The organism is Escherichia sp. WS568, from assembly GCF_046486085.1.
GTDB classification, from domain to species: Bacteria; Pseudomonadota; Gammaproteobacteria; order Enterobacterales; family Enterobacteriaceae; genus Escherichia; species Escherichia coli.
Genome location: NZ_JBJQMC010000008.1, coordinates 182,261 through 196,125, shown reverse-complemented (window position 1 = coordinate 196,125; position 13,865 = coordinate 182,261). Strand labels below are relative to the sequence as shown.

The 13,865-nt window shown below is 48.1% G+C and carries 15 protein-coding genes; 9 read left to right on the top strand and 6 right to left on the bottom strand.

Annotated features, from left to right (window positions below; translation table 11 throughout):
* Positions 1 to 7 precede the first annotated feature (7 nt).
* The 3 genes from csgF to csgD are packed head-to-tail and all read right to left on the bottom strand — an operon-like array spanning position 8 to position 1,493.
* Positions 8 to 424, bottom strand: a complete 417-nt coding sequence (gene csgF / locus ACJHWR_RS11810; protein WP_001264088.1) for a curli production assembly/transport protein CsgF — start codon at positions 422 to 424, stop codon at positions 8 to 10.
* A 24-nt stretch (positions 425 to 448) separates the two neighbouring features.
* Positions 449 to 838 carry a curli production assembly/transport protein CsgE gene (gene csgE / locus ACJHWR_RS11805; protein ID WP_000833288.1) on the bottom strand — a complete coding sequence of 130 codons (390 nt, stop codon included), beginning with the start codon at positions 836 to 838 and terminating at the stop codon, positions 449 to 451.
* 4 nt (positions 839 to 842) lie between these two features.
* Complete coding sequence (gene csgD / locus ACJHWR_RS11800) at positions 843 to 1,493, bottom strand: biofilm master transcriptional regulator CsgD (RefSeq protein WP_000481500.1); 651 nt, start codon at positions 1,491 to 1,493, stop codon at positions 843 to 845.
* A 754-nt stretch (positions 1,494 to 2,247) separates the two neighbouring features.
* Between csgD and csgB the strand changes: the two genes are divergently transcribed.
* The 6 genes from csgB (at position 2,248) to clsC (ending at position 6,072) form a co-directional block, all read left to right on the top strand.
* Positions 2,248 to 2,703: a curli minor subunit CsgB gene (gene csgB / locus ACJHWR_RS11795; RefSeq protein ID WP_001360656.1), complete on the top strand. Its 456-nt coding sequence runs from the start codon at positions 2,248 to 2,250 to the stop codon at positions 2,701 to 2,703.
* A 40-nt stretch (positions 2,704 to 2,743) separates the two neighbouring features.
* Positions 2,744 to 3,199 carry a curli major subunit CsgA gene (gene csgA, locus ACJHWR_RS11790; protein WP_000771435.1) on the top strand — a complete coding sequence of 152 codons (456 nt, stop codon included), beginning with the start codon at positions 2,744 to 2,746 and terminating at the stop codon, positions 3,197 to 3,199.
* Positions 3,200 to 3,256: 57 nt separating this feature from the next.
* Positions 3,257 to 3,589: a curli assembly chaperone CsgC gene (csgC, locus tag ACJHWR_RS11785; protein WP_000992819.1), complete on the top strand. Its 333-nt coding sequence runs from the start codon at positions 3,257 to 3,259 to the stop codon at positions 3,587 to 3,589.
* A 120-nt stretch (positions 3,590 to 3,709) separates the two neighbouring features.
* The gene (locus tag ACJHWR_RS11780) at positions 3,710 to 4,021 is read left to right on the top strand and encodes a type 1 fimbrial protein (protein WP_000489990.1); all 312 of its coding nucleotides are present in this window, start codon (positions 3,710 to 3,712) and stop codon (positions 4,019 to 4,021) included.
* A 94-nt stretch (positions 4,022 to 4,115) separates the two neighbouring features.
* A complete protein-coding gene (ymdB, locus tag ACJHWR_RS11775) occupies positions 4,116 to 4,649 on the top strand; it encodes an O-acetyl-ADP-ribose deacetylase (RefSeq protein ID WP_000857405.1) in 534 nt (177 codons plus the stop codon).
* Positions 4,591 to 6,072 carry a cardiolipin synthase ClsC gene (gene clsC / locus ACJHWR_RS11770; protein ID WP_072157182.1) on the top strand — a complete coding sequence of 494 codons (1,482 nt, stop codon included), beginning with the start codon at positions 4,591 to 4,593 and terminating at the stop codon, positions 6,070 to 6,072. Before ymdB ends, clsC begins: the two co-directional genes overlap by 59 nt.
* Positions 6,073 to 6,079: 7 nt before the next feature.
* Here clsC and mdoC read toward each other — a convergent pair whose 3' ends face one another.
* On the bottom strand, positions 6,080 to 7,237 hold the full coding sequence (gene mdoC, locus ACJHWR_RS11765) for a glucans biosynthesis protein MdoC (RefSeq protein ID WP_001070365.1): 1,158 nt from the start codon (positions 7,235 to 7,237) through the stop codon (positions 6,080 to 6,082).
* 393 nt (positions 7,238 to 7,630) lie between these two features.
* Between mdoC and mdoG the strand changes: the two genes are divergently transcribed.
* The 3 genes from mdoG to ACJHWR_RS11750 all read left to right on the top strand — a co-directional run bounded on the left by mdoG (position 7,631) and on the right by ACJHWR_RS11750 (position 12,102).
* Positions 7,631 to 9,166 carry a glucans biosynthesis protein MdoG gene (gene mdoG / locus ACJHWR_RS11760; protein WP_001300662.1) on the top strand — a complete coding sequence of 512 codons (1,536 nt, stop codon included), beginning with the start codon at positions 7,631 to 7,633 and terminating at the stop codon, positions 9,164 to 9,166.
* Positions 9,159 to 11,702 (top strand): glucans biosynthesis glucosyltransferase MdoH, encoded by a 2,544-nt coding sequence (gene mdoH / locus ACJHWR_RS11755; protein WP_410226697.1) that lies wholly within the window; start codon positions 9,159 to 9,161, stop codon positions 11,700 to 11,702. Before mdoG ends, mdoH begins: the two co-directional genes overlap by 8 nt.
* Positions 11,703 to 11,874: 172 nt before the next feature.
* A complete protein-coding gene (locus ACJHWR_RS11750; RefSeq protein WP_001237205.1) occupies positions 11,875 to 12,102 on the top strand; it encodes a YceK/YidQ family lipoprotein in 228 nt (75 codons plus the stop codon).
* Here the strand turns inward: ACJHWR_RS11750 and ACJHWR_RS11745 are convergent, their stop codons facing one another.
* A complete protein-coding gene (locus ACJHWR_RS11745) occupies positions 12,103 to 12,477 on the bottom strand; it encodes a MysB family protein (RefSeq protein WP_000180063.1) in 375 nt (124 codons plus the stop codon).
* A gap of 82 nt (positions 12,478 to 12,559) precedes the next feature.
* Positions 12,560 to 13,786, bottom strand: coding sequence for a multidrug efflux MFS transporter MdtG (gene mdtG / locus ACJHWR_RS11740; protein WP_000074164.1), 1,227 nt, complete (start codon positions 13,784 to 13,786; stop codon positions 12,560 to 12,562).
* Positions 13,787 to 13,865 lie beyond the last annotated feature (79 nt).

Sequence of the window (13,865 nt, the reverse complement as noted above, 5' to 3'; positions counted from 1 at the left end):
CTGGGGCTTAAAAATCGGTTGAGTTATTTTGTAAACCCGAAACCTGGATGGTCGAGGTTTGTCCGGTTTTACGATCTGTCACGTTCAACTGCAATTGACCATCGCGGTTAGCAATATCAACAATATAATCGTTGGTCACCATGCGGCCCGGTTTACCGGTATTAATATTCGACAGTAGCCCACCTAAAATTTGTGACTGGATGGCCTGAGTAAAGTTATCTAACGCTGAGGGTGTTTCAATACCAAAGTCATCGTTATAGCTCGGATCTTTATACGAGTTTTGGGCCTGGGCGCTATTTAATAAAAAAGCGCCATTATTTGGGTTACCACCAAAGTTTGGGTTACGGAACTGAAAAGTCATTGTTCCAGCCCAACTTAATGGCGAAATAAGCATGAGTAGAACTACTGCATGTTTGACACGCATTGCAGCCTCCGAACAATTTTTTATTTAGAATTCATCATGCGCCAAATCGCCCGTACTTAATAACGCCTGATTTATCTGGCGACGATTTAGTGCTTCTTCAGTTTGAATCAGTGCAAAGACGACAGTTTTTTCGAAGTCTCTTTTCAACGGGAATAAAAAAGTCTGGAAAATAACGTCCTGATTGACCGTTATAGTGATCCAGCTTCCCCATCGTGCACTGGGCCTTTCATTAATCGTTAAGTTACCCGTATAGTCACTTTCCCATTTATCACTAAAGGCTCGGTAAAAATCATGGCCAATAGATGAAACAGTATGGTCAGTTAACAATCCCGGGACTTCTACCTCAACGGCGTGAAGATTCCCTGCGGCGAACAGAAATTCTGCCGCCACAATCCAGCGTAAATAACGTTTCATGGCTTTATCGCCTGAGGTTATCGTTTGCCCAGGAAACCGCTTGTGTCCGGTTTTTTACAGCTATCTTCTTGAAAAGGTTATAAAGATGCGTTTTAACCGTATTTTCGCTGATGAACAACGAACGAGCGATCTCGTTATTAGACGCGCCGATACGCAGCTTATTCAGGATCTCTTTTTCCCGATGAGTAAGGAGGGCTGATTCCGTGCTGTTATAACGATAGTTACCCGAATGCGTAATCAGGTAGCTGGCAAGCTTTTGCGTAAAGTAGCATTCGCCGCGCAGGACGCCTTGCAACCCATTGACAACACGTTCTTGATCCTCCATGGCATAAAAAACGCCGTTGATATGAGGCCAGTTTTCAATGTCGCGGTACGGGTAATCTTCAGGCGTATTTAGCAACAATATTTTGATATTGTTGTTTTTCCTGCTCAAAGTATCCTGCCAATAATGGATAAGCTTTTTATCCGCTTCCATCATATCCAGAAGAATAATAGAGCCTGAAGAGATATCGTCCAGAGAACGTTGAATATTATGTAATTTTCCTGTAATTGCCAGCGATTGTTTAAGGTGCTGCAAGAGAGCTGTCGCCTGCAAAGAAGGTTTAGTGATCAACAATAATGTATGACCATGAATACTATGGACTTCATTAAACATGATGAAACCCCGCTTTTTTTATTGATCGCACACCTGACAGCTGCCTCTAAAATAGAAGCACCAGAAGTACTGACAGATGTTGCACTGCTGTGTGTAGTAATAAATCAGCCCTAAATGGGTAAAATATAAAACTAATGGATTACATCTGATTTCAATCTAGCCATTACAAATCTTAAATCAAGTGTTAAACATGTAACTAAATGTAACTCGTTATATTGAAATGTTAATCTTAAGGTTTTATTAAGTTTAGAAATGATAGAAAAGTTGTACATTTAGTTTTTATTGCACAATTTTAAAAAATCATACAAATGGTGCTAACTTGCTAATAATGCATATAAAAAATATTTCGGTGTAGTCCTTTCGTCATGTAAAACGTTCTTGTTTTTTCTCTACACCTCCTTGGACAATTTTTTACTGCAAAAAGACGAGGTTTGTCACGGCTTGTGCGCAAGACATATCGCAGCAATCAGCGACGGGCAAGAAGAATGGCTGTCTGGTGATTTTTGATTGCGAAAAACGGAGATTTAAAAGAAAACAAAATATTTTTTTGCGTAGATAACAGCGTATTTACGTGGGTTTTAATACTTTGGTATGAACAAAAAAAGAAAAATACAACGCGCGGGTGAGTTATTAAAAATATTTCCGCAGACATACTTTCCATCGTAACGCAGCGTTAACAAAATACAGGTTGCGTTAACAACCAAGTTGAAATGATTTAATTTCTTAAATGTACGACCAGGTCCAGGGTGACAACATGAAAAACAAATTGTTATTTATGATGTTAACAATACTGGGTGCGCCTGGGATTGCAGCCGCAGCAGGTTATGATTTAGCTAATTCAGAATATAACTTCGCGGTAAATGAATTGAGTAAGTCTTCATTTAATCAGGCAGCCATAATTGGTCAAGCTGGGACTAATAATAGTGCTCAGTTACGGCAGGGAGGCTCAAAACTTTTGGCGGTTGTTGCGCAAGAAGGTAGTAGCAACCGGGCAAAGATTGACCAGACAGGAGATTATAACCTTGCATATATTGATCAGGCGGGCAATGCCAACGATGCCAGTATTTCGCAAGGTGCTTATGGTAATACTGCGATGATTATCCAGAAAGGTTCTGGTAATAAAGCAAATATTACACAGTATGGTACTCAAAAAACGGCAATTGTAGTGCAGAGACAGTCGCAAATGGCTATTCGCGTGACACAACGTTAATTTCCATTCGACTTTTAAATCAATCCGATGGGGGTTTTACATGAAACTTTTAAAAGTAGCAGCAATTGCAGCAATCGTATTCTCTGGTAGCGCTCTGGCAGGTGTTGTTCCTCAGTACGGCGGCGGCGGTAACCACGGTGGTGGCGGTAATAATAGCGGCCCAAATTCAGAGCTGAACATTTACCAGTACGGTGGCGGTAACTCTGCACTTGCTCTGCAAGCTGACGCCCGTAACTCTGATCTGACCATTACCCAGCACGGCGGCGGTAACGGCGCAGATGTTGGCCAAGGTTCTGATGACAGCTCAATCGATCTGACTCAGCGTGGTTTCGGCAACAGCGCTACTCTTGATCAGTGGAATGGTAAAGATTCTACTATGACTGTTAAACAGTTCGGTGGCGGTAACGGTGCTGCTGTTGACCAGACTGCATCTAACTCCAGCGTTAACGTCACTCAGGTTGGCTTTGGTAACAACGCGACCGCTCATCAGTACTAATACACATCTGTATTAAAGAAACAGGGCGCAAGCCCTGTTTTTTTTCGGGAGAAGAATATGAATGCGTTATTACTCCTTGCGGCACTTTCCAGTCAGATAACCTTTAATACGACCCAGCAAGGGGATATGTACACCATTATTCCTGAAGTCACTCTTACTCAATCTTGTCTGTGCAGAGTACAAATATTGTCCCTGCGCGAAGGCAGTTCAGGGCAAAGTCAGACGAAGCAAGAAAAGACCCTCTCATTGCCTGCTAATCAACCCATTGCTTTGACGAAGTTGAGTTTAAATATTTCCCCGGACGATCGGGTGAAAATAGTTGTTACTGTTTCTGATGGACAGTCACTTCATTTATCACAACAATGGCCGCCCTCTTCAGGAAAGTCTTAATTTGTTGAAATATCGAGCATAAGATGAATCTGGAGAGAATGGTCTGCTGCGAATCAGCCAACCTGAAAGTATGGATAACACAACCCTCAAGGATGACTAATCATTGAGGAAATAGAATAAATGTTCAGATCTTTTTTAGACTCTCTAATGCTCGGCAGTATGTTTTTTCCTTTTATTGCCATCGCAGGAAGCACCGCGCAAGGGGGCGTGATCCACTTTTATGGCCAAATTGTGGAACCGGCATGTGACGTCAGCACCCAGTCAACACCCGTAGAAATGAACTGCCCACAGAATGGCTCTGTTCCGGGCAGAACCTATTCCAGCAAAGCGTTAATGAGCGGCAATGTCAAAAACGCGCAAATAGCCTCAGTAAAAGTGCAGTATCTTGATAAACAGAAAAAGCTGGCTGTAATGAACATCGAATATAACTAAGTTTCTGAACAACTCACCTTGCTGAGCAGAAAAATGCGATTTAACCAAAAAGCCTGCTGTACACTTAAGAAACAAGAAGGTGTAAGGAGGCGTTATGAAAACGCGTATTCATGTTGTGCAGGGTGATATTACCAAACTGGCCGTTGATGTGATTGTGAATGCGGCTAATCCGTCATTAATGGGAGGCGGCGGCGTCGATGGGGCCATTCATCGCGCAGCGGGTCCGGCGCTGCTGGATGCCTGTTTAAAAGTCAGGCAACAGCAGGGCGATTGCCCTACGGGGCATGCCGTTATTACGCTTGCAGGCGATCTTCCCGCTAAAGCCGTAGTGCACACCGTCGGGCCAGTCTGGCGTGGTGGTGAACAAAACGAAGACCAGCTTTTGCAGGATGCCTATCTCAATAGCCTACGACTGGTGGCGGCAAACAGCTATACGTCAGTGGCTTTTCCTGCAATTAGTACTGGGGTTTATGGTTACCCTCGTGCGGCAGCGGCTGAAATCGCAGTAAAAACCGTTTCAGAATTTATTACCCGTCACGCTTTACCCGAACAGGTATACTTTGTCTGTTATGATGAAGAAAACGCCCACCTCTACGAAAGACTCCTTACTCAACAAGGAGATGAATGATTTGCCCCGGCTGGCGAGCGCGGTGCTGCCACTGTGTTCGCAACATCCCGGTCAGTGTGGCCTTTTTCCTCTGGAGAAAAGTCTGGATGCGTTTGCCGCCCGGTATCGTCTGGCCGAAATGGCAGAGCATACGCTGGATGTTCAGTATTACATCTGGCAGGACGATATGTCGGGTCGGTTACTGTTTTCCGCCCTGTTAGCCGCAGCAAAGCGTGGCGTTCGCGTCCGTTTGTTGCTGGACGACAACAATACGCCCGGACTTGACGACATTTTACGCTTGCTTGACAGTCATCCACGCATTGAAGTCCGGCTTTTTAATCCTTTCTCGTTTCGCTTGCTACGTCCGCTTGGTTATATCACCGACTTTTCCCGTCTCAATCGCCGTATGCACAATAAAAGTTTCACTGTCGATGGCGTGGTTACCCTGGTGGGAGGACGAAATATTGGTGATGCCTATTTTGGGGCAGGGGAAGAGCCACTTTTTTCGGATTTAGATGTCATGGCAATAGGACCGGTGGTAGAGGACGTTGCCGATGATTTCGCCCGCTACTGGTATTGCAAATCGGTTTCACCCTTACAGCAGGTGCTGGATGTCACGGAAGGTGAAATGGCGGATCGCATCGAGTTACCCGCCTCCTGGCATAACGATGCCATGACGCATCGTTATTTACGCAAAATGGAATCCAGTCCGTTTATAAATCATCTGGTTGATGGAACGTTGCCGCTTATCTGGGCGAAGACACGTTTATTAAGTGATGATCCGGCGAAAGGGGAGGGCAAGGCAAAACGGCATTCACTGTTACCGCAGCGCCTGTTCGATATCATGGGCTCACCCAGTGAACGCATCGATATTATCTCTTCCTATTTTGTACCGACACGCGCAGGTGTGGCGCAACTCTTACGTATGGTGAGAAAAGGGGTAAAGATTGCGATCCTAACCAATTCTCTTGCCGCTAACGATGTTGCTGTCGTCCATGCCGGATACGCACGCTGGCGCAAAAAATTGCTCCGCTACGGCGTGGAATTATATGAACTCAAGCCGACGCGTGAACAAAGTAGTACGTTACACGATCGCGGCATCACCGGTAATTCCGGTGCCAGCCTGCATGCTAAAACCTTTAGCATCGATGGTAAAACGGTGTTTATCGGCTCTTTCAATTTCGATCCGCGTTCGACATTGCTCAATACTGAAATGGGCTTCGTGATAGAGAGCGAAACGCTGGCACAGTTAATTGATAAACGCTTTATTCAGAGCCAGTATGATGCGGCCTGGCAGCTCCGTCTGGACAGGTGGGGACGGATCAACTGGGTTGATCGTCATGCAAAGAAAGAGATTGTTCTCAAAAAAGAACCCGCCACCAGTTTCTGGAAGCGGGTTATGGTCAGACTGGCGTCGATATTGCCCGTGGAATGGTTATTATAAGCATGGCTTAACGGGCTGGTGCTTTATCGTTCTCACGCTTAACAACCGGTTTACCAGAGAACAAAAACTTCAGTAACGGGATGCGTAAATGAATTTCATACAGAATTATCGCAATCCCTACTACGAATATCAGGCCACAGAGAAAACCAAGCCAGTTGGAGGTGATGTGCGGTGTAATGTACGCGCCGAAAAACAGCGTTAACGGGTGGTGAACCAGATAGATAAACAGCGATGCATTAACAAAGTAAGTCACCCGCGCTGACTGGAAGTTAAGCAAACGGTGGCCGAAGGAGAAGACCACATTCACCATCCACAGACCGAGGACCATGGTGATCACAGACTCGGTTTCGTACATCCAGGCATCGCCACTGCCATAGCGCTGGTTGAGTAAGTAAGCGACAAATGCCAATGCTGCTGCAAGGGTACAGCCACGAGACGGCGTGGTAAACAAGGCTTTAAGATGAGGGAAAATGAAAGCCAGTGCGCCGAGGATAAAGAACGGCAAATAAAATAGCGTTTGCATGACAATAAAATTGAACATGCCGTTACTCAGAATGGGCGGATACACAATAAAAATCGTTCTTCTTATTACCGCATAACCGATGCCGAGGCACAAAAAAATCACCGATAGTTTTACCATCGAGAATTTTTTATTCGTTTTATCAGAATTTTCTAAATTATTTCTGATGCGTTTAAATATCCATACGCACAGCGTCGTCATGACTACTAACACCAGTAAAAACCACAGGTGTGATATTAATTCCCAGGCCAACGTATTATATTTGTCATACAATGACAGTCCAGGCCAACTTTCCGCTTTCCCTTTGACGTATTGCAGCATAATAAATTGCGGCAATGTCAGTAGGGGGATGGCTGTTAACATCGGGATCCCTACACGTTTGACACGTACTTTCCACCATTTTTTCAAGGGATAGCGTAAAAAAAGCATGTAGGAAAAGTACCCGGATATAACGAAAAATACCTGCATGCGGAACGAGTGGATGAAGTCATTAAAAAGGGTCAGCCATAATGACGGTTCGGCGCTATTCACATGCCATGTATGGCTCGAATAGATTAAAGAAATATGAAAAGGGATCCCTAACAACATCAGCCAGGCGCGGATGGAGTCGAGGAAATATTCACGTTGCGCGGGTACTGGGTTCATATATGGTTAACTAATCTCGGATTTTTCGTCTTATCCCTGTCGGGTTATGCCTTTAGGCTTGTTGCCATAGCGACACCGACCTGACCGCGCCAGGCGCAGGCTTCAAGGTTTTTATGCATAGCATCATCGCTACCACTAACCAGAATGGAAGCGTCTGTAAGACGGTTGATAAATAAATTTGCTGGCAAACCCTACACGAAGTCGATGCTTCTGTCTTTAGGAGAAGCACGGAAAGTGAAAACGGTTGCAATCAGGTGCTTAATCCATGAGCCAGCGTGCTGAACGATACCGGGATTCTGTTGTCGGAATGGCTGGTTATCCATTAAAATAGATCGGATCGATATAAGCACACAAAGGGGGAAGTGCTTACTAATTATGAAACATAAACTACAAATGATGAAAATGCGTTGGTTGAGTGCTGCAGTAATGTTAACCCTGTATACATCTTCAAGCTGGGCTTTCAGTATTGATGATGTCGCAAAGCAAGCTCAATCCTTAGCCGGGAAAGGCTATGAGGCGCCCAAAAGCAACTTGCCCTCCGTTTTCCGCGACATGAAATACGCGGACTATCAGCAGATCCAGTTTAATCATGACAAAGCGTACTGGAACAATCTGAAGACCCCATTCAAACTCGAGTTCTACCATCAGGGTATGTACTTCGATACCCCGGTCAAAATAAATGAAGTGACTGCCACCGCAGTCAAACGAATCAAATACAGCCCGGATTATTTCACTTTCGGCGATGTTCAGCATGACAAAGACACGGTAAAAGACCTTGGTTTTGCCGGTTTTAAAGTGCTTTACCCGATCAACAGCAAAGATAAAAACGATGAAATCGTCAGCATGCTCGGGGCCAGCTATTTCCGCGTGATTGGTGCAGGTCAGGTTTATGGCCTTTCTGCCCGCGGCCTGGCAATTGATACCGCCTTGCCATCGGGTGAAGAATTTCCACGCTTCAAAGAGTTCTGGATCGAGCGTCCAAAACCGACTGATAAACGTTTAACCATTTATGCATTGCTTGACTCGCCGCGCGCGACAGGTGCTTACAAATTCGTGGTTATGCCAGGGCGTGACACGGTTGTGGATGTGCAGTCGAAAATCTATCTGCGCGATAAAGTCGGCAAACTGGGGGTTGCACCGTTAACCAGTATGTTCCTGTTTGGGCCGAACCAACCGTCGCCTGCAAATAACTATCGTCCGGAGTTGCACGACTCTAACGGCCTGTCTATCCATGCTGGTAATGGCGAATGGATCTGGCGTCCGTTGAATAACCCGAAACATTTAGCGGTCAGCAGCTTCTCGATGGAAAACCCGCAAGGCTTCGGTCTGTTGCAGCGCGGTCGTGATTTCTCCCGCTTTGAAGATCTCGATGATCGTTACGATCTTCGTCCGAGCGCATGGGTGACTCCGAAAGGGGAGTGGGGCAAAGGCAGCGTTGAGCTGGTGGAAATTCCAACCAACGATGAAACCAACGATAACATCGTCGCTTACTGGACGCCGGATCAGCTGCCGGAGCCGGGTAAAGAGATGAACTTTAAATACACCATCACCTTCAGCCGTGATGAAGACAAACTGCATGCACCAGATAACGCATGGGTGCAACAAACGCGTCGTTCAACGGGGGATGTGAAGCAGTCGAACCTGATTCGCCAGCCTGACGGTACTATCGCCTTTGTGGTCGATTTTACCGGCGCAGAGATGAAAAAACTGCCAGAGGATACCCCGGTCACAGCGCAAACCAGCATTGGTGATAATGGTGAGATAGTTGAAAGCACGGTGCGCTATAACCCGGTTACCAAAGGCTGGCGTCTGGTGATGCGTGTGAAAGTGAAAGATGCCAAGAAAACCACTGAAATGCGTGCTGCGCTGGTGAATGCCGATCAGACGTTGAGTGAAACCTGGAGCTACCAGTTACCTGCCAATGAATAAGACAACTGAGTACATTGACGCAATGCCCATCGCCGCAAGCGAGAAAGCGGCATTGCCGAAGACTGATATCCGCGCCGTTCATCAGGCGCTGGATGCCGAACACCGCACCTGGGCGCGGGAGGATGACTCCCCGCAAGGCTCGGTAAAGGCGCGTCTGGAACAAGCCTGGCCAGATTCACTTGCTGATGGACAGTTAATTAAAGACGACGAAGGGCGCGATCAGCTTAAGGCGATGCCAGAAGCAAAACGCTCCTCGATGTTTCCCGACCCGTGGCGTACCAACCCGGTAGGCCGTTTCTGGGATCGCCTGCGTGGACGCGATGTAACGCCGCGCTATCTGGCTCGTTTGACCAAAGAAGAGCAGGAAAGCGAGCAAAAGTGGCGTACCGTCGGTACTATCCGCCGTTACATTTTGTTAATCCTGACGCTCGCGCAAACTGTTGTCGCGACCTGGTATATGAAGACCATTCTTCCTTATCAGGGGTGGGCGCTGATTAATCCTATGGATATGGTTGGTCAGGATGTGTGGGTTTCCTTTATGCAGCTTCTGCCTTATATGCTGCAAACCGGTATCCTGATCCTCTTTGCGGTACTGTTCTGTTGGGTGTCCGCCGGATTCTGGACGGCGTTGATGGGGTTCCTGCAACTGCTTATTGGTCGCGATAAATACAGTATATCAGCGTCAACAGTTGGCGATGAACCATTAAACCCGGAGCATCGCACGGCGTTGATCATGCCTATCTGTAACGAAGACGTGAACCGTGTTTTTGCTGGCCTGCGTGCAACGTGGGAATCAGTAAAAGCCACCGGGAATGCCAAACACTTTGATGTCTACATTCTGAGTGACAGTTATAACCCGGATATCTGCGTCGCAGAGCAAAAAGCCTGGATGGAGCTTATCGCTGAAGTTGGTGGCGAAGGTCAGATTTTCTATCGCCGCCGCCGTCGCCGCGTGAAGCGTAAAAGCGGTAATATCGATGACTTCTGCCGTCGCTGGGGCAGCCAGTACAGCTACATGGTGGTGCTGGATGCTGACTCGGTAATGACCGGTGATTGTTTATGCGGCCTGGTGCGTTTGATGGAAGCCAACCCGAACGCCGGGATCATTCAGTCGTCGCCGAAAGCGTCCGGTATGGATACGCTGTATGCACGCTGTCAGCAGTTCGCGACTCGCGTGTATGGGCCACTGTTTACAGCCGGTTTGCACTTCTGGCAACTTGGCGAGTCGCACTACTGGGGACATAACGCGATTATCCGCGTGAAACCGTTTATCGAGCACTGCGCACTGGCTCCGCTGCCGGGCGAAGGTTCCTTTGCCGGTTCAATCCTGTCACATGACTTCGTGGAAGCGGCGTTGATGCGCCGTGCAGGTTGGGGGGTGTGGATTGCTTACGATCTCCCGGGTTCTTATGAAGAATTGCCGCCTAACTTGCTTGATGAGCTAAAACGTGACCGCCGCTGGTGCCACGGTAACCTGATGAACTTCCGTCTGTTCCTGGTTAAGGGTATGCACCCGGTTCACCGTGCGGTGTTCCTGACGGGCGTGATGTCTTATCTCTCCGCTCCGTTGTGGTTTATGTTCCTCGCGCTCTCTACTGCATTGCAGGTAGTGCATGCGTTGACCGAACCGCAATACTTCCTGCAACCACGGCAGTTATTCCCGGTGTGGCCGCAGTGGCGTCCTGAGCTGGCGATTGCACTTTTTGCTTCGACCATGGTGCTGTTGTGCCTGCCGAAGTTATTGAGCATTTTGCTTATCTGGTGCAAAGGAACGAAAGAATACGGCGGCTTCTGGCGCGTTACATTATCGTTGCTGCTGGAAGTGCTGTTTTCCGTGCTGCTGGCTCCGGTACGCATGCTGTTCCATACGGTCTTCGTCGTCAGCGCGTTCCTTGGCTGGGAAGTGGTGTGGAATTCACCGCAGCGTGATGATGACTCCACTTCCTGGGGTGAAGCGTTCAAACGCCACGGCTCACAGCTGCTGTTAGGGTTAGTGTGGGCTGTTGGGATGGCGTGGTTGGATCTGCGTTTCCTGTTCTGGCTGGCACCGATTGTCTTCTCGTTGATCCTGTCACCGTTTGTTTCGGTGATTTCCAGCCGTGCCACCGTTGGTCTGCGCACCAAACGCTGGAAACTGTTCCTGATCCCGGAAGAGTATTCACCGCCGCAGGTGCTGGTTGATACCGATCGGTTCCTTGAGATGAATCGCCAACGCTCCCTTGATGATGGTTTTATGCACGCAGTGTTTAACCCGTCATTCAACGCTCTGGCAACCGCAATGGCGACCGCGCGTCACCGCGCCAGTAAGGTGCTGGAAATCGCCCGTGACCGCCACGTTGAACAGGCGCTGAACGAGACGCCAGAGAAGCTGAATCGCGATCGTCGCCTGGTGCTGCTAAGCGATCCGGTGACGATGGCCCGTCTGCATTTCCGCGTCTGGAATTCCCCTGAGAGATATTCTTCATGGGTGAGTTATTACGAAGGGATAAAGCTCAATCCACTGGCATTGCGTAAACCGGATGCGGCTTCGCAATAAAAACGTAGTTGCCTGATGCGCTACGCTTATCAGGCCTACATCGCTCCTGCAATGTATTGATTTTGCAAGATTTTGTGGGTCGGATAAGGCGTTCACGCCACATCTGGCAAAAACAACGAGCCAATAAAAATACCGGCGTTATGCCGGTATTTTTTTACGGAAGAGGTATCAAATGCGTTTAATTGTGGTGAGCATCATGGTGACCTTGCTGAGTGGCTGTGGCAGCATTATTAGTCGCACTATACCGGGGCAGGGGCATGGCAACCAATATTATCCCGGTGTGCAATGGGATGTGCGTGACTCCGCCTGGCGTTATGTCACGATCCTTGATCTGCCATTCTCCCTGGTTTTTGATACTTTACTGCTGCCGATCGACATTCATCATGGCCCGTATGAGTAATTAACGTTCATCCCACTCATCAGCTGCTGCGCGTCCTTCCTCGGTATCCAGCGGTGGCTCAAGCTGAAATTCCCCCTCGTCCCATTCATGTAATGTATTCTCTTCCTGCCACTCCTGGCGGATCTCTATCTCATCATAGTCGCCGTCAAAGACACTTTGCGCAGCTTCACCGCTAAGCATGGGTAAACATTCACCTTCTTCCCCTTCGTCGGCAAAAAACTCAACTTGCCACATGATGTCGCCGTCCTGCAAAACGTATTTTTGGGCATTGAACTGTTGCACATTCGCGTTTTCGGCGTCGATGCCGGGGTTGTCTGCAAGAAATTCTTCGCGTGCAGCGTCAATGGCTTCTTCAAGCGTTGCGTACATGGTCATCACGATTCTCCCTTTGAGTTGATGAGGTTTCAGGGAAAAGGATAGCTGATTCTCCGCTTTTGCAAGTATGAAAGGCGAAAAATCAGTTCGATACCTGGGGTATTCGACGACGACGTAGACTGTTCCATGAATAGACTGCGTTGAATAACACTACGCCAGCGGTGACGAGAAATACCGCTCTGAAACCGTAGTTCGCTGAAATCGCGGCTCCCATCAATGGTCCGGTAACGTTTCCAATATCACGAAACGACTGGTTATAGCTGAAGATACGCCCGGCGATTTGGTTGCTCGAGTTGTAAACCAACAGTGTCTGTACGGCGGGGAGTAGTGCACCATCGGCGGCACCGAGCAAAAAACGTAAAATCCCAAGTTGTAATGGCGTCTGAACGTATGACATTGGGATCAACAGCAGTACAGAAAAGATCAGCGCCGTAATCAGGATCTTTTCGGGGCCGATTCGATCGCCAAGTTTGCCGAGTCGTGGTGCACTCAGCAGAGCCGCCACGCCTGGCACCGAGGCGATCATGCCACTGATAAAAGCGACGTTACTGACGTTACCCGCCAGTTCGCGGACATACAGCGTCAGAATGGGGGCAATTGAGCCCGTCGCCACCTGGATGATTAACGTGGTGACAAACAGGCTGAGTATCAGTTTCGGGTTTTTAAGTGATGTCACCACTTCCCGCATATGCAGCATCTCTTTTTTGCTGACCGGCTGGAATTTTTCTCTGATGCAAAACAGGGTGACGAAAAAGCAGAGTATGAGCACACTGGCGGTAATAAAGAATACCGGACGTAAGCCGTAGCTATCAGCGAGCAAACCGCCAGCCATTGGGCCGAGCAACGCGCCGCTAACGCCGCCTGTGGAGAGCGTACCCAGCGCCCAGCCGCTTTTATTACGCGGTACTTGTGTGGCGATAAGAGCATTAGCGTTGGGGACAAATCCGCCAAGTAAACCAAGAAGCGCCCGCAGGATCAAAAACTGCCAGATATTTTGTGCCAGTCCCATCAACACCATCACGATGCCCATGCCGAGAGCAGAGCGTAATAGCATGAGTTTTCGGCCTTTACGGTCGGCGAGTCCACCCCAAAACGGTGAGGCGATGGCCGAAAATAAAAATGTAATGCTGAAGACAATACCGGACCACATATTCAGGGCGGAGTGACCGGTAACGCCAAGCTGCTCAACGTAGAGGGGTAAGAAGGGCATTACCAGACTGAAGGCGGCACCGGTAAGAAAACAGCCTAGCCAGGCGACGATCAGGTTTCGTTTCCAGTTTATAGGGGTGTCATTTTCACAGGGTGACATAGCAATCCGCTGTTGGTGCGCCAGGCGCGGTGAACATAAGAAGAAAAGATAAGCACACTAATTATGCGCCCGACTTCCA